This is a genomic window from Burkholderia sp. AU44665 (assembly GCF_030504405.1).
In the GTDB taxonomy this organism is placed as follows: domain Bacteria; phylum Pseudomonadota; class Gammaproteobacteria; order Burkholderiales; family Burkholderiaceae; genus Burkholderia; species Burkholderia semiarida.
Genome location: NZ_JAUJRI010000001.1, coordinates 327372 through 346819, shown reverse-complemented (window position 1 = coordinate 346819; position 19448 = coordinate 327372). Strand labels below are relative to the sequence as shown.

Below are 19448 nucleotides of genomic sequence, written 5' to 3'. Positions count from 1 at the left end.
CCGCGCCCTTTTTCAGCCCTTTTCCCCTTCCAACGGCCGGGCGCAGTACGCCCGGCCCTGCCTTTTCCGAGGAAAACCATGCAACTCACAGGTCAGCTCCTGATCGGCCCGTCGGCCGTCACCGGACAGAACGGCACCCTCCACGCGCTCGCCGCCGCCACCGGCGAACCGCTCGAACCGGCGTTCGGCGGCGCGAGCCTGCACGACCTCGAAACGGCGTGCGCGCTCGCCGACGACGCGTTCGACACCTATCGCGAAACGTCGCCCGACGCGCGCGCCGCGTTCCTCGACGCGATCGGCCGCCACATCATGGCGCTCGGCGACGACCTCATCGAGCGCTGCGTCGTCGAAACGGGGCTGCCGCGCGCACGCATCGAAGGCGAACGCGGCCGCACGGTCGGGCAGCTCGCGCTGTTCGCGTCGCTCGTCCGGGACGGCGGCTTTCTCGACGCGCGGATCGATCCGGCGCGTCCCGAGCGCAAGCCGCTGCCGCGCGTCGACCTGCGCCTGCGCAACGTCGCGCTCGGGCCCGTCGCCGTGTTCGGTGCGTCGAACTTCCCGCTCGCGTTCTCGGTGGCCGGCGGCGACACGGCGTCGGCGCTCGCGGCCGGCTGCCCGGTGATCGTCAAGGCGCATTCCGCGCATCCGGGCACGTCGGAACTCGTCGGCCGCGCGATCCAGCAGGCCGTGCGCGAATGCGGGATGCCGGCCGGCGTGTTCTCGCTGCTGTTCGACGCGTCGCGCGAGATCGGTCAGGCGCTCGTCGCCGATCCGCGCATCAAGGCGGTCGGCTTCACCGGCTCGCGCCGCGGCGGCGTTGCGCTGATGCATATCGCGGCCGCGCGAGCCGAGCCGATTCCCGTCTATGCGGAAATGAGCTCGATCAATCCCGTGCTGCTGTGTCCCGCCGCGCTCGACGCCCGTCACGACACCATCGCAGCGCAGTTCGTCGCGTCGCTCACGCTCGGCGCCGGCCAGTTCTGCACGAACCCGGGCCTCGTGCTCGCGGTGGACGTTCCCGCGCTGCGCGCATTCGAAGCCGCGGCGGCCGATGCCGTGCGTGCCGTCGCCGCGCAGACGATGCTGACACCGGCCATCCACGCGAGCTACGCGCAAGGCGTCGCGGCGCTGCGCGATCACGATGCGGTCGAGCTGCTGGCCGAAGGCGCGGAAGGCGGCCGTCACCAGGCGCGCGCGGCGCTGTTCGCGACGTCGGCCGACGCATTCGTCGCGCACCCCGAATTGCGCGACGAAGTGTTCGGCCCCGCATCGCTGATCGTGCGCTGCCCGGATGCCGGCACGCTGCATCGCGTGCTGAAGTCGCTCGAAGGTCAGTTGACGATCGCCGCGCATCTCGCCGACCGCGACGCCGCGTTGTTCGCCGCGCTGCGCCCGACCCTCGAACGCAAGGCCGGCCGCATTCTCGTCAACGGTTTCGGCACGGGCGTCGAGGTCGGCCACGCAATGGTGCACGGCGGCCCGTTCCCGGCGACGTCCGACACGCGCACGACGTCCGTCGGCGCACGCGCGATCGAGCGCTTCCTGCGCCCCGTGTCGTACCAGGACGTGCCGGACGCGTTGCTGCCGGACGCGATTCGCAGCGGCAATCCGCTGCACGTGCCGCAACGCATCGACGGCGTGCCTGCCCCGCGCGAGGTGAACCATGTCTGAGCGCGCAACCGAAGTCGTCCTGTCGCTCGATGAAGTGCGCGCACTCGCGCTGCGCGTGCTGACGCACAACGGGATGTCCGACGCGCATGCGCACGCCATCGCCAACGTGATCACGCAGGGCCAGCGCGACGAGTGCCATTCGCACGGCGTGTACCGGCTGCTCGTCTGCGTGCGCTCGCTGAAGAAAGGCAAGGTCGATCCGCAAGCCGTGCCGACGCTGCGCCGGCTGTCGTCATCGATCGTCGCGGTCGACGCGCATCGCGGCTTCTCGCTGCTGAGCTTCGAGACCGGGCTGCCCGTCCTCGTCGAGATGGCGAAGCAGCACGGGATCGCCGCGATGACGATCAACCACTGCTATCACTTCTCCGCGCTGTGGCCCGAGGTCGAGGCGATCGCCGCCGAAGGGCTGGTCGGCATCGCGATGAACCCGAGCCATAGCTGGGTCGCGCCGGAAGGCGGCCGCGAGCCGGTGTTCGGCACCAACCCGATCGCGTTCGCATGGCCGCGCCCGGGCGGCGAGCCGTTCGTGTTCGATTTCGCGACGAGCGCGATCGCGCGCGGCGACATCGAGCTGCACGCGAAACAGGGCAAGACGATTCCGCCGCACTGGGCGATCGACGCCGACGGCCAGCCGACCACCGATCCGAAAGCCGCGCTGCAGGGCGCGATGCGCACGTTCGGCGGGCACAAGGGCTCGGCGCTCGCGGCGATGGTCGAGCTGCTCGGCGGCGCGCTGATCGGCGACATGACGAGCCGGGAATCGATGGATTTCGACGAAGGCGTCGGCGCGACGCCGTGCCACGGCGAACTCGTGATCGCGTTCGACCCGAAGGTGTTTCTCGGTGACGAGCTCGACGCGGGGCTTGCGCGCGGCGAGCGGATGTTCGAATCGATCGTCTCGCAGGGCGCGCGGCTGCCGTCGCAACGGCGCTTCGACGCCCGCGCGCGCAGCATCGCGAACGGCGTGCGGATTCCGAAGGCGCTGTACGACGAGATCCTGACGCTGCTCGATTGACGCGCGATCGAGCCGCACGGCGCGGCTTCACCATCGGCAGAACGGGCGGTGAAGCCGCGCGCCCGTTGCGCCGGCAATGACCTGCGTCGGGCTGCGTGCCGGCGAGCCGGGCGCGCCGGGTGAGCATGGCCGCTGTCCGGCGCGCCGCTCGCCCGCTCCCGCCGGCGCCACGGGCCCGGCGGCTGTGGGATAATCGCGAAGTTTGCCCAGGGCGCAGCTCAAGAGGTTGTTCGCACGGGCGCGAGAGAGGCCTTTATTCCCGAGCCTCCACCCTTTTCCCGCGATATTTCTTCAGCTTTCACCATGCCCACTTACCGTTCCAAAACCTCCACCGCCGGCCGCAACATGGCAGGTGCGCGCTCGCTGTGGCGTGCCACCGGCATGAAAGACGACGATTTCTCGAAACCGATCATCGCGGTCGTCAACTCGTTCACCCAGTTCGTGCCCGGGCACGTGCACCTGAAGGATCTCGGCCAGCTCGTCGCGCGCGAGATCGAAGCCGCGGGCGGCGTCGCGAAGGAATTCAACACGATCGCGGTCGACGACGGCATCGCGATGGGCCACGACGGCATGCTGTACTCGCTGCCGAGCCGCGACATCATCGCCGACTCGGTCGAATACATGGTGAACGCGCACTGCGCGGACGCGATGGTATGCATCTCGAACTGCGACAAGATCACGCCGGGGATGCTGATGGCCGCGATGCGCCTGAACATTCCGGTGATCTTCGTGTCCGGCGGGCCGATGGAAGCCGGCAAGACGCGCCTCGCGAACCCGGTCACCAAAGCCATCGAACTGAAGAAGCTCGACCTCGTCGACGCGATGGTGATCGCGGCCGACCAGTCGTATTCGGATGCCGACGTCGCCGAAGTCGAACGCTCGGCGTGCCCGACCTGCGGCTCGTGCTCGGGCATGTTCACCGCGAACTCGATGAACTGCCTGACCGAAGCGCTCGGCCTGTCGCTGCCCGGCAACGGCACGGTCGTCGCCACGCACGCCGATCGCGAACAGCTGTTCAAGCGCGCCGGCCGCCGCATCGTCGAACTGACGCGCCAGCACTACGAGCAGGACGACGAACGCGTGCTGCCGCGCTCGGTCGGCTTCAAGGCGTTCGAGAACGCGATGACGCTCGACATCGCGATGGGCGGCTCGACCAACACGATCCTGCACCTGCTCGCGATCGCACAGGAAGCCGGCATCGACTTCACGATGAAGGACATCGACCGCCTGTCGCGCACCGTGCCGCAGCTGTGCAAGGTCGCGCCGAACACGAACAAGTACCACATCGAGGACGTGCACCGCGCAGGCGGCATCATGGCGATCCTCGGCGAGCTCGAGCGCGCCGGCAAGCTGCACACCGACGTGCCGACCGTCCACGCACCGACGCTGAAGGACGCGCTCGATCAGTGGGACATCGTGCGCACGCAGGACGAAGCGGTCCGCACGTTCTACCTGGCCGGCCCGGCCGGCATTCCGACGCAGGTCGCGTTCAGCCAAAACACGCGCTGGCCGAGCCTCGACCTCGACCGCGCCGAAGGCTGCATCCGCTCGTACGAGCATGCGTTCTCGAAGGAAGGCGGCCTCGCCGTGCTGACCGGCAACATCGCGCTCGACGGCTGCGTGGTGAAGACGGCCGGCGTCGACGAGAGCATCCTCGTGTTCGAAGGCTCGGCTCACGTGACCGAATCGCAGGACGAAGCGGTCGAGAACATCCTGAACGACAAGGTCAAGGCCGGCGACGTCGTGATCGTGCGCTACGAAGGCCCGAAGGGCGGCCCGGGCATGCAGGAAATGCTCTACCCGACCAGCTACATCAAGTCGAAGGGCCTCGGCAAGGCATGCGCGCTGCTGACGGACGGCCGTTTCTCGGGCGGTACGTCGGGCCTGTCGATCGGCCACTGCTCGCCGGAAGCGGCAGCGGGCGGCGCGATCGGCCTCGTGCGCGACGGCGACCGCATCCGCATCGACATCCCGAACCGCACGATCGACGTGCTGGTGTCGGACGAGGAACTGGCGCGCCGCCGCGAGGAGCAGAACGCGAAGGGCTGGAAGCCCGCCCAGCCGCGTCCGCGCAAGGTGTCCGCGGCGCTGAAGGCATACGCGAAGCTGGTGATGTCGGCCGACAAGGGTGCGGTACGCGACCTGTCCCTGCTCGACGACTGATGCGACGCGCTACAGGCGGCGGGTAGCGGCTTGCCCGCTTCCCGTTCGCCCGATCCGAAAGCCGCTCTTCGGAGCGGCTTTTTTTCGTCCGGTGCCCGGAGAAGCCGCGGCACCGGCGCCCTCAGTGACGGAGTTCGTCGGGGCCACCGCCTGCGCCGCGATTACCGCCGCCATTTCCACCGCCTTGCGGCCGCGCATAACCGCCGCCTCCCTGCCGCACCGGCGGCGGCATCATGTGGCCCTCGCCGCCCGGCATGGGCGATGACGGGCGCGGCACGGCCGGCGGCGGGCTGGCCGGACGTGCATTACCCACCCCACCCGGCATCGGGGTCGGCGCTGGCGGGCTGGCCGGACGCGCATTACCCAGTCCACCCGGCATCGGTGTCGGTGCAGGAGCAGGCGCAGCCGGTGGCGGCACGCGATTCGCGCCGTTCCAGCCGCCGCGCGTGGCCGATGGCCGCGTGTCATGCACGGGCGGCGGGCCGGCCGGCGCGACCTGCATCGGTGCGCCCGGCCGCGGCCGCCCTTGCCCCGGCGGCATGCCACCGGGACCGAGCCGCGGCTCCGCACGGCGCGCCCAGCGATCGCGGTCGGGATACCACGGGCGGTGCCGGTAATAGCGGTCCCAGTACGCGCCGATCGCGAATCCGGTCACCGGCACACCGATGATCGCGCCGTACTCGAGCAGCGGCACATAGTTGCCCTGGTACGGATAGTCGAGCAACTGCGCATCGATCCAGCCGCGCACGCCCGGCAGCGCGACGTCGCACCACGTGTAGTCGCTCAGGCAGCCGAATACGTCCAGCGCGGTGCCGGGCGGAATCTGCGCGACCACCGGATAATCGGGCGCCGGCCCCGCAAACAGCTCGGCCGGCGAATTCGTGTAAGCGCTGCTCTGCGCATCGGCGACGCCCGGCACGGCCGCGAGGCCGGCCAGGACGACGCACAGACTTCGGACAATCGTGTTCAACATGATGCTCTCCCGCGCCGCGCCGCCGCGCGCCCGTCAGTGCCGATGGCCGCCGCCCCAATGGCCCCCGCCCCCATGGCCGCCACCCCAATGCCCGCCACCCCACGGACGATGCCAGTACCCGCCGCGCCCGCCCCAGTATCCGCCGCCGCCCCAGCGGCCCCAGAAGCCAATCGTCACGGGCGGCCCGTACCAGCCTGAGTAGTACGCCGGGTAGTAATACGGATACGGCGCCGGCACGTAGGCCGGGGCGACATACACGGGCACCGCCGTGCCGGCGTCGACCTGCGCTTGCGGGACGGTCGACGGGGCCGGACCAGGCGTGGCCGGTGCGGCCGGAATCTCGCGCTGCGTCACCGTGGCGGGCACGGGTGCGTAATAAGGTGCATAGCCGTACGGGCTCGTGTAGTAGCAGCCGCCAAGCATCAGTGCGGCCAGCGCGACGACGGCCGGCCTCGCGGCGGGAATCGGGTTCATCTCGTACTCCGGCAGAATCCGTGCGCCACCGCCAGGCGGCGCGCGTGACTCTAGCTTACGTCCCCTGCGGATTTCCGCGCGTATGATCGGTTACTTTTTGTTTCCTGCTCCGGCGCGCCGCGCGGGCACGCCGCGTGCTGGCCCGTCCGCGGCGCCGGCGTTGAAGTTGGCGCAAATGCCCTCAACTTGAACGATGTCGGGCTGACCGGCGCGGACGGGCGTCCGCGATCCACCGGCAACCGCAAACCGGCGGGCTTCGGCCCGCCCAGACAGGAACGCGGCTCGCGCCGCCATCGACATGACTACGCCACGCCCCACTCTCCGGGCGGACACACCGCTCGATCCGATCATCCAGTTGCTGGCGCTCGCCGGCGAGCAGGGTTATCTGACGCACGCCGACCTCGTCGACGCGCTGCCGCCCGAAAGCGACAGCCCCGATGCGCTCGACGTCGTGCGCGCCGCGCTCGCCGACATCGGCATCGCGGTACTCGACGAGCCGGCCGCGCCCGCACCGTTCGCCGGCGCGGCGCCGGTCGAGGTCGATCGCGACGCGCTCGACGAAGGCAGGGCCATGCTCGGCGACCTCGCACGCGGCACGAGCGCGTCGACCGATCCGCTCGCGCTCTACATGCGGCGCATGCAAGCGGTGCCGCTGCTCACGCGCGAAGGCGAAATCGCGCTCGCCCGCGAAATCGAGACGGGCCGTCATCAGGTACTGCATGCGATCGCCGGCTATCCGCCCGCGGTCGACGTGCTGCTCGAGCGTCATCGCACGGCAGGCGCGACCGGGTCGGCCGACGGCGACGACGATACGCCGGCGCCCGCCCGCTACGATGCGCTGCACACGGCGGTCTCGGCGCTGCGCGGCGCGCTGCATGCGCATGGCAGCCGTTCGGACGAATATCGCGACGCGCGCAACCACGTGGCCGCCCTGCTCGGCTCGCTCGCGTGGGTCGCGCCGGCCGTCGACGACGCAAGCCGTACCGTACGCGCACTCGCGAGCGCACCGCACGATCCGTCGGCGGTCGATGCAGCGCACTTCGATGCGGTCGCACGGCGCGCGCTCGCGGCGGCGCTGAGCGACGGCCAGCAAAAGGTGCGCGATGCAACGCGCGCGATGCTCGAGGCGAACCTGCGGCTCGTGCTGTCGATCGCGCGCAAGTACCTGAACCGCGGCGTCGACCTGTCCGACCTCGTGCAGGACGGTTGCCTCGGCCTGATGCGCGCGATCGAGAAATTCGAATACCGGCGCGGGTTCAAGTTCTCGACCTATGCGACGTGGTGGATCCGCCAGGCGATCGCACGGGCGGTCGCGGATCGCTCCCGCACGATCCGCGTGCCGGTGCACGTCGGCGACCAGTATCAACGCGTGCAGCGGCATGTGCTGCGCTTTCGCCAGCGCACGGGCCGTCGGGCCACGCCGGCCGAACTCGCGGCCGAAACCGGCCTCGACGAAGACAAGCTGCGCGCGGTGCTCGCGCTGCCGGCCGAGCCGGTTTCGCTCGACACGCCGCTGCCCGACGCGGATACCGGCCTCGTGGAATTGATCGAGGATCGGGCATCGGCCAGCCCGTTCGAGCAACTGGCCGACACGCGCATGCGCGAATGCGTGCTGTCGCTGCTGCGGTCGGTCACGCCGACCGAGGCCGACGTGCTGCGCCGGCGGTTCGGCCTCGGCGGCGCCGAGCCCGACACCTACGACGCGATCGCGCAGGATGCGGGAATGTCGCGCGAGCGCGTGCGGCAAATCGAGAAACGGGCGCTCGCTGCGCTGCGCACGGCCGCCGAGGCAGAGAACGCGCAGTCGTTTCTCGACGCGTAACCGCATCGCGCGCCGCGCACGGTCGTGCCGAAATGCTGCATGACCGTGCACGGCGCGCCTGTGCTACGTTTGCCATTGACGCACATCAAGTTTTCTTCATCGCGCGTCACGACAATGGTTGAAAGCCGACCGGCGCATCGCTCGCCGCAGCCATTCCGTTTGTGCTTTCCGGGTCCGTCGCCATGCAGTCGACCGTCAGCCAGACGTACGAGGAAAACCGGCCTATCGCGGCCTGCCTGCGCGAGGCCGCGCAACGGCTCGTCGACCAGGGCGCGAATCCGTACCGGGTCGCCGCGTACCGCGCGGCGGCCGACACGGTCGATGCGCTCGACCGCGACGTCCGCACCGTGTTCGAAACCGGCGGCGTCGAGGCGCTCGGCGCGCTGCCCGACATCGGCGCGGGCGTCGCGCAGGCGATCGCCGAGCTGCTGGTGACCGGCCGCTGGCGCCAGCTCGACCGCCTGCGCGGCGACGCGGAACGCGCGTCCGCATTCGAAGCCGTGCCGGGCATCGGTCACGCGCTCGCGCTGCGCATTCATGACGCGCTGCACATCGATACGCTGGAGGAACTCGAACGCGCGGCCCGCAACGGCCAGCTCGAAACGATCGCGGGCGTCGGCCCGCGGCGCGCGGTCGGCATCCGCGCCGCGCTCGACGACGTGCTGAGCCGCCGCCGACGCTGGCAAGGTCACATGCGAAACGCCGGCCCCGGCACGGAGCCGCCGGTCGAACTGCTGCTTTACATCGATCGCCAGTACCGCAACAAGGCGGCCGCCGGCGTGCTGCCGACGCTCACGCACCGGCGCCCGAACGCGGACGGTTACGTGCCGCCGCCCGTGATGCACATGACCAAGGGCGGCTGGCATTTCACGGCGCTGAGCCAGCAGGCCGCCATGCGCACGCCGGAAGCCGGGCGCCCGACCGACTGGGTCTCGCTCTACTTCTACGACGCCGTGCAGTGCGAGCACCAGCGCACCGTGTTCACCGAAACGTACGGCGCACTCATCGGCAAGCGGATCGTGCGCGGGCGCGAAATGGAATGCCGCGTGTATTACGCGGGATGAGCAGGCGCGGCTGTTTCGCGGACGCCGAAGCCGGCACGGACGACGTCGCCTCGTCGCATTCGGCACGTCGAACCCGTGACGTCGCCACGTAGCCGTCCTTCCGTCGAACGGCTATCGCGGCGCATCCTGCCTCGCGCGGGCTCGCTGCCTACGCACCTTCCGGCTTCGCGCGGCGCGCCGGATGACGATGCGCGGCAATGCGCAGCAGCTTCTGGAACGACGGGCATTCGAGATGGTTCGCCGCCGGACATACGGCCGCATGCCGCAGCGCATCGCGCACCGCGCCGAGACGGCGAATCGTGCGGTCGAGCTCGTCGGCCTTGTCATCGAGTTTCGCGCGGTCGATCGCCGGCCGGCCCTCGGTGCCGACCATCGTGAGGATGTCATCGAGCGAGAAACCGGCCTCGCGGCCGAGCGCGATCAACGCCAGACGCTCCAGCACCGACTCGTCGTATTGCCGCCGCAGCCCATGCCGGCCGATCGGGACGATCAGCCCCTTTTCCTCGTAGTAACGCAGCGTCGATGCAGGCAGTCCCGTGCGCCGCGCTACGTCCGCAATGTCCAGTCGGCTCATGCTTGACCTCAAGTTCGCTTGAGGTTGCAAGATAGTCGCTCGACTCCATCAAGACAAGTCCGGGCCCCATGAAACCGTTGGCCCCGCGTCGTATTCCGCCGCGCCGCCGCACCATCGCCGTCCGCGGCCGACGTGCGCCACGGGCACGCCCGGCGGCCCGTTCGAACTGCTGTGATCGACGCGGGCGCCACGCTCGCGACGGAGCTGTCGACGCTGTTCCGGCGGCGGGCGCTCGGCATTCCGTCGCTCGACTGCGACGGGCGCGCGCCCGCCGCGGGCCCGCTCGTCAGGCCTTCATCGTCCCGGTGCGCACGTAGCGCTCGTGCCACGACAGCGCCTCGGCCAGCAGATGCGGCGTGTGCTTGCCGAAGCTTTCGCGCGACGCGCGCTCGAAGTAATCCTCGAGCATCGGGCGATAGTCCGGGTGCGCGCAGGTCGCGATGATCTTGCGCGCGCGCTGCTTCGGCGACAGGCCGCGCAGGTCGGCCAGCCCCTGCTCGGTGACGACCACCGCGACGTCGTGCTCGGTATGGTCGACGTGGCTCGCCATCGGGACGATCCGCGAGATCGCCCCGCCCTTCGCGGTGCTCGCGGACATGAAGCACGACAGATAGCCGTTGCGCGCGAAGTCGCCCGAGCCGCCGATGCCGTTCTGGATCTTCGTGCCCATCACGTGCGTCGAATTCACGTTGCCGTAGATGTCGGCCTCGATCATCCCGTTCATCGCGATGCAACCGAGGCGGCGCACGAGTTCCGGATGGTTGCTGATCTCCTGCGGGCGCAGCACGATCTTCTCGCGGAAGGTCGCGATGTCGTCGGCGAAACGCTGCACCGCGGCCGGGCTCAGCGACAGCGCGGTGGCCGACGCGAAGCTCAGCGTGCCGTCGTCGAGCAGGTCGAGCATGCCGTCCTGGATCACCTCGGTGTAGGCCGTCAGGTTCGAGAAGCCGGCCGAACTCAGTTCCGCGAGCACCGCGTTCGTGATGTTGCCGACGCCCGACTGCAGCGGCAGCAGGTTTTCCGGCAGGCGGCCGCGCTTCACTTCGTGGCGCAGGAAGTCGATCAGTTGCAGCGCGATCTGCTTGGAAGTCGCGTCGGGCGCGGTGAACGCATTGCTGCGGTCCGGCGCGTCGGTTTCGACGATCGCGACGATCTTGTCGGCCGGGCAGCGCAGGTACGGCTCGCCGATCCGGTCGTCGCTCTTCGTCAGTGGAATCGGCTTGCGGTGCGGCGGCAGCGCGGTGCCGTAGTAGATGTCGTGCATCCCGTCGAGGCCGAGCGGCTGGCGCGCATTCACTTCGAGGATCACGTGCTTCGCGCGCTCGAGCCAGGTCTTGTTGTTGCCGATCGACGCGGACGGAATCAGCAGCCCGTCCTCGCGGATGCCCGCGACTTCGACGATCGCGACGTCGAGATCGCCGTACAGCCCGAACCATGCGTATTGCGCGACGTGGCTCAGGTGGACGTCCTGGTAATCGACTTCGCCGCCGTTGATCTTGTCGCGCAACGTCGGGTCGGACTGGTACGGCAGCCGCATCGAGATGCCGTCGGTACGGGCGAGCGCGCCGTCGAGTTCCGGTGCGGTCGACGCGCCCGTCAGCACGTTGATCCGGAAGTCCTCGCCGCGCGCGTGCGCCGCGTCGATGTGGGCGGCCAGCGCGGCCGGCACGGCCTTCGGATAGCCCGACCCGGTGAAGCCGCTCATGGCGACGGTCATGCCGGGGCGGATCAGCGCGGCGGCTTCGTCGGCGGTGCGGACGAGCGAACGCAGGGCGGGAGCGAGGATGCGTGATGAAGACATGGCTGGTTATCTGACGCTTTGGTCTGTCGTTGACGTCGCGGGGGGTGTCTCCTGAGCGACGCGAAGCCCTTGGGGCCGCGAGGGGCGGCCCGGCACCACGGGCACGGTCGGAGTATCGCAGAGGCGAACGTCGCGAAATGTCCGCTGGATGCAAAAGATCCTTGCCGGATTTGCCGGGTATCGAACGACCGTTCCGTGACAGGCGATCGGCCCGCCTGATGCGCGCGAAAGGTACGTGAAAGCATCGGGGGCGAATCGCCGGTTCGCGATCGTCGGCCGTCGCGCATCAATCGACGGACGCCCCTCGACATTGACGGCCTTTGGTTCGGCAATGGACGACACCCGTCCGGCGTGGCCGATTGTCGCCCGCTGCGCTCTTTCCCGGCCTGACGGAGGTCAAGCTCCGGTCCATCGCGCGCCGCCGGCCGACCGGCGCGAAAAGCGCGCCGGCGCCGGCCCGCGAAGCCCGTGCGGCCTTGACAGCCGCGCGATGCGGACCACACTGGAAAGTGGGTCCGGCCGCCCGGTCGGCGGCCTCGTTCGCAGGTGCGTTTTCGAACCGGCCGATGCCTGCAAGACGCGGTAACACTCCCGCATGTCAGGACATTGATCGAATAAAAAGCAACAAATTACAATTCCGTATATATTTCGCCGATGGACCAAAGAAAAACCGCCACACACCCCGAACCGCCCCTGCCACGCACGTGGGATGCGCGGCTCGCGCGCTCGCTTGTCCGACCGCTCGTCGATACGCCGGTCACCCCGAATCACCTCACTACCCTTCGTCTGCTGATCGGCCTCGCCGGCGCCTGGTGCCTCGCGCACGGCGGCTTCGGCTGGAGCAATGCGGGCGCGTTCCTGATCGTGCTGTCGAACTTCGTCGACCATACCGACGGCGAGCTCGCGCGCATCAGCGGCAAGTCCAGCAAGATCGGTCATTTTTACGACCTCGCGGCCGATGCGCTCGTCACGGTCGCGCTGTTCGTCAGCATGGGCGTCGGCATCGTCGCCCAGGGCGGCCAGATGGCCGCGTCGCCGGTGCTGCTCGGCGCCGTGGCCGGCGCGGCCGTCGCGCTGATCTTCTTCCTGCGCATGCGGATCGAATCGATCGCCGGCAAGGCCGGCACCAAGCAGGCGTTCGCCGGCGGCTTCGAGACCGAGGACGTGCTGTACCTGCTGCCGATCGTGACGCTCGTCGACGGCGTGCAGCCGTTCCTGCTCGCGGCGTCGATCGGCGCCCCGCTGTTCGCCGCCTGGGTCGTGATCGACTGGTGGCGCGTCGTGCGGCGCGGCAACCGCGGCGACCTTTCGCAGAATTCAACCGAAATCCAGGCTTCCAAATGACTCCTAGCACGCGCGACGATTCCGTGCTGAGCCCGGCACGCCCCGCGCCCGTGCGCGCGACGGCGGCCGATCCCGATCGCACCGTGGCCGACTGCGTCGGCCGGCTCGACCTCGAGCGCCTGCGCGGCGACTACACGCGCCAGGGCTCGTTCCTCTATCTCGACGCATTCCTGCCGGCCGACGCGCACGCGAAGCTGGCGGATGCCGCGCGCGCGATGCAGGCCGGCCTGAACCGCAATTACCTGCCCGGCCACAAGCAGGGCGGCAGCGTGAGCCGCCATACGATCGACGAGCAGGCGCCGTACATCGCCGAGCTGTATCGCTCGAAGGCGCTGATCGGCTTCCTCGAGAAAATCACCGGCGACAAGCTGATGCTGTCGCCGGACGACGATCCGCACGCGTACGCGCTCTACTACTACACGAAACCCGGCGACCACATCGGCTGGCACTACGACACGTCGTACTACGACGGCCGCCGCTACACGCTGCTGATCGGCGTGATCGACGAATCGTCGTGCCGGCTCGACTACGAGCTGCATACGCGCAATCCGGACGTGCCCGACGAACCGGGCTCCGTGCAGATCGCCGACGGCGGCATCGTGCTGTTCGACGGCGACAAGCTGCGCCACCGCATCACGCCGCTCGGCCAGAACGAGATGCGCGTGTCGCTCACGTTCGAATACGTGACGAACCCGGGCATGCGGCCGTGGAAGCGTTTCATCTCGAACATGAAGGACGCGATCGCGTATTTCGGTTTCCGCCAGGTCTTCAAGCAGCTGGCGACGCGACGCACGAGCGGGTCATGACACGCGCGGGCCTCATCCTGCTGTCCCTCGGGACCGCACTCTTCATCGCCCTGCTGGCCTGGCAAGGCGTCGGCGCGGTGGCGTCCACGTTCCTCGCGGCCGGCTGGGGCCTCGCGCTCGTCGCGGCGTTCCACGTCGTCCCGCTCGTGATCGACGCAGTAGCCATTACGGTCATGTTCCGCCGCGGGCAACCGGGCGCCGAACTCGGCAATGCGCTGCGCGCGCGCTGGGTCGGCGAATCGGTGAACAGCCTGCTGCCCGCCGGGCAGATCGGCGGCCCCGTGCTGATGGTGCGCCACCTCGCGCAGCGCGGCACGCGGATGGCCGACGCGGCCGCCGCCGTGACCGTCGGCACGACGATGCAGGCGCTCTCGCAGATGGCCTTCGCGCTGATCGGCATCGCCGCGTTCAGCCTGTATGCGACGCACGAGTCGGTCGCGCACCTGCGCACGCCCGCGCTGATCGCCACCGGCGTGCTCGGCGCGCTCGCGGTGATGTTCTATCTGGCGCAGCGGCGCGGCCTGTTCGGCCGCGGCCTGCGCCTCGCGTCGAAGCTGCTCGGCCCGCGCGACTGGTCGTCGCTCGCCACGCGCGCCGACGCGATCGACGGCGCCGTCGGCGCGCTGTACCGCGACCGCGCGAAAGTCGCGAAGACCTTCGCGTTGAGCCTCGTCGGCTGGATCGTCGGCACCGCGGAAGTGTGGCTCGCGCTGCACTTCCTCGGGCATCCGGTGAGCTGGCTGGACGCGCTGCTGCTGGAAAGCGTCGGCCAGGCGATTCGCGGCGCGGCCTTCGCGATCCCGGGCTCGCTCGGTGCGCAGGAAGGCGGCTACCTGCTGCTCGCGCCGCTGGTCGGCTTGCCGCCCGACGCGGCGCTCGCGCTGTCGCTCGCGAAGCGTGCGCGCGAACTCGCGCTCGGCCTGCCCGGCCTGCTCTATCTGCATTTCAGTGAAAGAAACTGGCAGCGGCGCCGTGCGCCGCAGCCGCTCGCCGACTGATCGTTCAGATCGCCGGCTTTTTGGTTGGAGAACCCATGCGAGCCATCATTCTTGCGGCAGGCCTCGGCTTGCGCCTGCAACAACCGCCCGAAGCGCAGTTTCCGAAGTGCCTGCTGCGCTTCGACGACGTGTCGCTGCTCGAGCGCCATCTGCGCGTGCTCGACGCCGCGGGCGTCGACGAGATCGTGCTCGGGCTCGGCTTTCAGCACGAGAAGGTCGAGCAGGAACTGAAGCGCCTCGGCCGCACCGCCGAGATCGTGATCAACGACCGCTACGACCTCGGCAGCGTGCTGACCGTGCATACCGTCGCCGAGGCAATGACGCGCGGCGGCGACGTGCTGCTGATGGACGCGGACGTGCTGTACGACGAGAACATCCTGCACGCGCTGGTGGCCGATTCCGATCGCGCGGTCGACCGCCTGCTGATCGACCGCGACTTCGAGGCCGGCGACGAGCCCGTCAAGCTGTGCCTGAAGAACGGCGTGCCGGTCGAGCTGCGCAAGCAGCTCGCGGTCGACCTCGACTACGACACGATCGGCGAATCGGTCGGCTTCTTCCGCTTCACCGAAGGCACCGCGCGCCGCCTCGCGACGATCGTCGCGGGCTACGTCGACAGCGGCCGCGCGAACATGCCGCACGAGGAAGCCGTGCGCGACCTGCTGCTCGAAGGCGGCCATTCGTTCGACGTCGCCGACGTCACCGGCTCGCCGTGGATCGAGATCGATTTCCCGAACGACGTCGCACGCGCGACGCAAGACATTCTTCCCCTGATTCAACGCACTACCGCCGGAGCCGCACGATGAACGCACGCGAACCCAACTTCACCGAATCGCGCAGCGCGCGCCTGCGCCGCATGCTCGTCAGCAGCGATCTCGAATTCCTGATGGAAGCGCACAACGGCCTGTCCGCGCGGATCGTCCGCGAGGCCGGCTTCAAGGGCATCTGGGCCTCGGGCCTCGCGATCTCCGCGCAGTTCGGCGTGCGCGACAACAACGAAGCGAGCTGGACCCAGGTCGTCGACGTGCTCGAATTCATGGCCGACGCGAGCGACCTGCCGATCCTGCTCGACGGCGACACCGGCTACGGCAACTTCAACAACGTGCGCCGCCTCGTGAAGAAGCTCGAGCAGCGCGGCATCGCCGGCGTGTGCATCGAGGACAAGCAGTTTCCGAAGACCAACAGCTTCATCGGCGGCGAACGCCAGCCGCTCGCCGAGATCGACGAATTCTGCGGCAAGATCAAGGCCGGCAAGGATTCGCAGACCGACCCCGACTTCTCGATCGTCGCGCGCGTCGAAGCGCTGATCGCGGGCTGGGGGATGGACGAGGCGCTGCGCCGCGCGAACGCGTACGCGGAAGCCGGCGCCGACGCGATCCTGATCCACAGCAAGCTGTCGCGCCCCGACGAAATCCTGCAGTTCGCGCGCGAATGGAGCGGCAAGGCGCCGCTCGTGATCGTGCCGACCAAGTACTACAGCACGCCGACCGACGTGTTCCGCCAGGCCGGCATCAGCACCGTGATCTGGGCGAACCACCTGATCCGCGCGTCGGCATCCGCGATGCAGGCGACCGCGCGCGAGATCTACGAGAGCCAAACGCTGATCAACGTCGAGGACCGCGTCGCATCGGTCAACGAGATCTTCCGCCTGCAGGACGCCGACGAGTACTCGGCTGCCGAGCGTATCTACCTGTCTTCGTCGTCGCGCGCGTCGAATGCGGCGATCGTGCTCGCCGCGAGCCGCGGCAAGGGCCTCGAGGCCGTCACCGAAGATAAACCCAAGGTCATGCTGCCGGTCGCCGGCAAGCCGCTGCTGCGCTGGCTCGTCGACGGCTTCAAGACGCACGGCGTAAACGACATCACCGTGGTCGGTGGCTATCGCGCCGATGCGATCGACACGTCGGGCATCAAGCTCGTCGTCAACGAGCGCCATGCGCAGACGGGCGAACTCGCATCGCTCGCCTGCGCGGCCGACCGCCTGACCGGCGACACCGTGATCTCGTACGGCGACCTGCTGTTCCGCAGCTACATCGTGCGCGACCTCGCGGAGAGCGAGGCCGAGTTCAGCGTGGTGGTCGATTCGTCGCTCACCGAGCCCACCAACCAGAGCGTGCGCGACTTCGCCCTCTGCTCGGCGGCCGACGATCGCGGCCTGTTCGGCCAGAAGACCTACCTGCAGCGCGTGTCGAGCGACGTCGCCGCGGGCACCCCGCACGGCCGCTGGATCGGCCTGCTGAACGTGCGCGGCGCCGGCGTCGACCGCCTGAAGGCGATGCTCGCGACGCTGCAGGCGCGTCCTGATTTCGACACGCTCGACATCCCGTCGCTGCTGAACGAACTGATCGCCGCCGGCGAGAAGATCGAAGTGCAGTACGTGCACGGCCATTGGCGCGGCGTCAACGACCTCGAAGACTTCCGCCGCGCGGGCGATTTCGCACACGGCCAGACGCCGCTGTCCGAGCCGGGCACCGCCAACGGGGGCGCGCAATGATCGAAGCGGCCCAGTTCGTCGAGGCCGCGCGCGAACGCGGTTTCGACTGGTACGCGGGCGTGCCCTGCTCGTACCTGACGCCGTTCATCAATTACGTGTTGCAGGACCCGACGCTGCATTACGTGTCGGCCGCGAACGAAGGCGACGCGGTCGCGCTGATCGCCGGCGCGACGCTCGGCGGCAAGCGCGGGATCGCGATGATGCAGAACTCCGGGCTCGGCAACGCGGTGAGCCCGCTCACGTCGCTCACCTGGACGTTCCGCCTGCCGCAGTTGCTGATCGTCACGTGGCGCGGCCAGCCGGGCGTGGCCGACGAGCCGCAGCACGCGCTGATGGGCCCGATCACGCCCGCGATGCTCGACACGATGGAGATTCCGTGGGAGACGTTCCCGACCGACCCGGAACAGGTCGGCCCGGCACTCGACCGCGCGATCGCGCACATGGACGCGACGGGCCGCCCGTACGCGCTCGTGATGCAGAAAGGCAGCGTCGCGCCGTATGAACTGAAGGCGAACCCGGCCGCGACGCCGCGCGCGCACGTCGCCGCGCAATCGTCGGCGCGCGCCGCGTCGGCCGATGCATGGCCGACCCGTCACGACGCGCTGCAGCGCGTGATCGCGCATACGCCGGTCGATTCGACCGTCGTGCTCGCGTCGACCGGTTTCTGCGGCCGCGAACTCTACGCGCTCGACGATCGCCCGAACCAGCTTTACATGGTCGGCTCGATGGGCTGCGTGACGCCGCTCGCGCTCGGCCTCGCGCTCGCACGGCCCGACCTGCGCGTGGTGGCCATCGACGGCGATGGCGCCGCGCTGATGCGCATGGGTGTGTTCGCGACGCTCGGCACCTACGGCCCGGCCAACCTCACGCACGTGCTGCTCGACAACGGCGCGCACGAATCGACGGGCGGCCAGGCGACGGTGTCGCAGCATGTGTCGTTCGCGGGTGTCGCCGCTTCGTGCGGTTATGCGTCGGCGGTCGAAGGCGATACGCTCGACGTGCTCGATGCGGCGCTGGCTGCCACGGGCGACGGTGCACAGTTCGTGCGCATTGCAATCCGCACCGGCGTGCCCGACGGCCTGCCGCGCCCGACCGTCACGCCGGTCGAGGTCAAGACCCGTCTGATGCGGCACATCGGCGCCGCGCAGACCGAAGCCCACGTCGAAGGAGCCCATTGATGCTGCTGCTGAACCCCGGCCCGGTCACGCTCTCCGAACGCGTGCGCCGCAGCCTGCTGCAACCCGACCTGTGCCATCGCGAAGGCGAATTCTTCGACTTGCAGGATGAAGCGCGCGCGCGGCTCGTTGCCGCGTATGAACTCGACCCGGCCGAATGGGCCGCCGTGCTGATGACGGGTTCAGGCACCGCCGCCGTCGAAAGCATGATCGCCGCGCTCGTGCCGCAGGACGGCAGGCTACTCGTGATCGAGAACGGCGTGTACGGCGAGCGGATCACGCAGATCGCCACGCAGTACGGGATCGCGCATGATGTGCTGAAGCATGAGTGGATGCAGGCGCCGGATGTCGCGCAGATTGGCGCTCGCCTCGACGCGGGCCGCTACTCGCATGTCGCGGTGATCCATCATGAAACGACGACCGGCCGGCTGAACGACCTCGGCGCCATCGCCGAGGTGTGCCGTGCGCGCGGCGTGAAGATGCTCGTGGACGGCGTCAGCAGCTTCGGCGCGGAAGCGATCGATTTTGCAGGTGGCGACATCGATGCCGTTGCCGCGACCGCGAACAAGTGCCTGCACGGTGTGCCGGGTGCCGCGTTCGTGATCGTGCGCCGTAGTGCGCTCGCGAAGGCCGCGAGCCGCACGTACTATCTCGATCTCGGGCGGCTTGCGAAGCTGCAGGATCAGCGGAATACGCCGTTTACGCCGTCCGTGCATGCGTATTACGCACTGGTCGAAGCGCTGCGTGAATTCGATGAGGCCGGCGGCTGGCGTGCTCGGCATGCGCGTTACAAGGCGCTTGCCGATCAGGCGCAGGCGGGGCTTGTTGCGCGCGGGATGCCGCTGGTGCTGCCGGAAGGCGAGTCGTCGGTGGTTTTGCGTGCGTACAGGCTGCCGCAGGGTGTGACGTACGAAACCCTGCACGACGGGCTGAAGGCGCGCGGCTTCGTGATCTACGCCGGGCAAGGCGGGCTGTCGAAGGAACTGTTCCGGATCTCGACGATGGGCGCGATTCAGACGGCCGATGTCGAGCGGTTGCTGGATGGTTTTACCCAGTTGACGCGGTAAGCGCTGCCCTCAC

General features: G+C 69.2%; 16 protein-coding genes. 12 read left to right on the top strand and 4 right to left on the bottom strand.

Annotated elements, in window-relative coordinates; genetic code table 11:
- Nucleotides 1–78 precede the first annotated feature (78 nt).
- The 3 genes from QZM15_RS01555 (at nt 79) to ilvD (ending at nt 4849) form a co-directional block, all read left to right on the top strand.
- Nucleotides 79–1671 carry an aldehyde dehydrogenase (NADP(+)) gene (locus QZM15_RS01555; RefSeq protein WP_302105642.1) on the top strand — a complete coding sequence of 531 codons (1593 nt, stop codon included), beginning with the start codon at nt 79–81 and terminating at the stop codon, nt 1669–1671.
- Nucleotides 1664–2686, top strand: coding sequence for an Ldh family oxidoreductase (locus QZM15_RS01550; RefSeq protein ID WP_302105641.1), 1023 nt, complete (start codon nt 1664–1666; stop codon nt 2684–2686). The genes QZM15_RS01555 and QZM15_RS01550 overlap by 8 nt, the downstream gene beginning before the upstream one ends.
- 303 nt (nt 2687–2989) lie before the next feature.
- Nucleotides 2990–4849, top strand: a complete 1860-nt coding sequence (gene ilvD / locus QZM15_RS01545) for a dihydroxy-acid dehydratase (protein ID WP_059582328.1) — start codon at nt 2990–2992, stop codon at nt 4847–4849.
- A gap of 121 nt (nt 4850–4970) precedes the next feature.
- Here ilvD and QZM15_RS01540 read toward each other — a convergent pair whose 3' ends face one another.
- A complete protein-coding gene (locus tag QZM15_RS01540; protein WP_302105640.1) occupies nt 4971–5822 on the bottom strand; it encodes an SH3 domain-containing protein in 852 nt (283 codons plus the stop codon).
- Nucleotides 5823–5855: 33 nt separating this feature from the next.
- Nucleotides 5856–6296 (bottom strand): hypothetical protein, encoded by a 441-nt coding sequence (locus tag QZM15_RS01535; RefSeq protein WP_302105639.1) that lies wholly within the window; start codon nt 6294–6296, stop codon nt 5856–5858.
- Nucleotides 6297–6594: 298 nt separating this feature from the next.
- Between QZM15_RS01535 and QZM15_RS01530 the strand changes: the two genes are divergently transcribed.
- On the top strand, nt 6595–8118 hold the full coding sequence (locus tag QZM15_RS01530) for a sigma-70 family RNA polymerase sigma factor (RefSeq protein WP_226222392.1): 1524 nt from the start codon (nt 6595–6597) through the stop codon (nt 8116–8118).
- A gap of 182 nt (nt 8119–8300) precedes the next feature.
- Nucleotides 8301–9182: a helix-hairpin-helix domain-containing protein gene (locus QZM15_RS01525; RefSeq protein ID WP_302105638.1), complete on the top strand. Its 882-nt coding sequence runs from the start codon at nt 8301–8303 to the stop codon at nt 9180–9182.
- 148 nt (nt 9183–9330) lie between these two features.
- Here QZM15_RS01525 and QZM15_RS01520 read toward each other — a convergent pair whose 3' ends face one another.
- Together QZM15_RS01520 and QZM15_RS01515 are read right to left on the bottom strand one after the other, a co-directional pair.
- Complete coding sequence (locus QZM15_RS01520; RefSeq protein WP_226222396.1) at nt 9331–9756, bottom strand: helix-turn-helix domain-containing protein; 426 nt, start codon at nt 9754–9756, stop codon at nt 9331–9333.
- Nucleotides 9757–10042: 286 nt separating this feature from the next.
- Nucleotides 10043–11557 carry an acetyl-CoA hydrolase/transferase family protein gene (locus tag QZM15_RS01515; RefSeq protein WP_059639308.1) on the bottom strand — a complete coding sequence of 505 codons (1515 nt, stop codon included), beginning with the start codon at nt 11555–11557 and terminating at the stop codon, nt 10043–10045.
- A gap of 654 nt (nt 11558–12211) precedes the next feature.
- Between QZM15_RS01515 and QZM15_RS01510 the strand changes: the two genes are divergently transcribed.
- Genes QZM15_RS01510 through QZM15_RS01480 form a run of 7 tightly spaced genes read left to right on the top strand, consistent with a single transcriptional unit; the run spans nt 12212 to nt 19435 of the window.
- Complete coding sequence (locus QZM15_RS01510) at nt 12212–12901, top strand: CDP-alcohol phosphatidyltransferase family protein (protein WP_059582348.1); 690 nt, start codon at nt 12212–12214, stop codon at nt 12899–12901.
- The gene (locus tag QZM15_RS01505) at nt 12898–13707 is read left to right on the top strand and encodes a 2OG-Fe(II) oxygenase (protein ID WP_099317334.1); all 810 of its coding nucleotides are present in this window, start codon (nt 12898–12900) and stop codon (nt 13705–13707) included. The genes QZM15_RS01510 and QZM15_RS01505 overlap by 4 nt, the downstream gene beginning before the upstream one ends.
- Entirely contained in the window at nt 13704–14705 is a 1002-nt protein-coding gene (locus QZM15_RS01500; protein WP_059582352.1) for a TIGR00374 family protein, read from the top strand. The genes QZM15_RS01505 and QZM15_RS01500 overlap by 4 nt, the downstream gene beginning before the upstream one ends.
- Nucleotides 14706–14740: 35 nt before the next feature.
- Nucleotides 14741–15508 (top strand): NTP transferase domain-containing protein, encoded by a 768-nt coding sequence (locus tag QZM15_RS01495; protein ID WP_059582354.1) that lies wholly within the window; start codon nt 14741–14743, stop codon nt 15506–15508.
- Nucleotides 15505–17193, top strand: coding sequence for a phosphoenolpyruvate mutase (gene aepX, locus QZM15_RS01490; RefSeq protein ID WP_060311110.1), 1689 nt, complete (start codon nt 15505–15507; stop codon nt 17191–17193). Before QZM15_RS01495 ends, aepX begins: the two co-directional genes overlap by 4 nt.
- Nucleotides 17190–18371, top strand: a complete 1182-nt coding sequence (gene aepY, locus QZM15_RS01485; RefSeq protein WP_302105637.1) for a phosphonopyruvate decarboxylase — start codon at nt 17190–17192, stop codon at nt 18369–18371. The genes aepX and aepY overlap by 4 nt, the downstream gene beginning before the upstream one ends.
- Nucleotides 18371–19435 carry a 2-aminoethylphosphonate aminotransferase gene (locus tag QZM15_RS01480; RefSeq protein ID WP_302105636.1) on the top strand — a complete coding sequence of 355 codons (1065 nt, stop codon included), beginning with the start codon at nt 18371–18373 and terminating at the stop codon, nt 19433–19435. The genes aepY and QZM15_RS01480 overlap by 1 nt, the downstream gene beginning before the upstream one ends.
- The last annotated feature ends 13 nt before the right edge of the window (nt 19436–19448 follow it).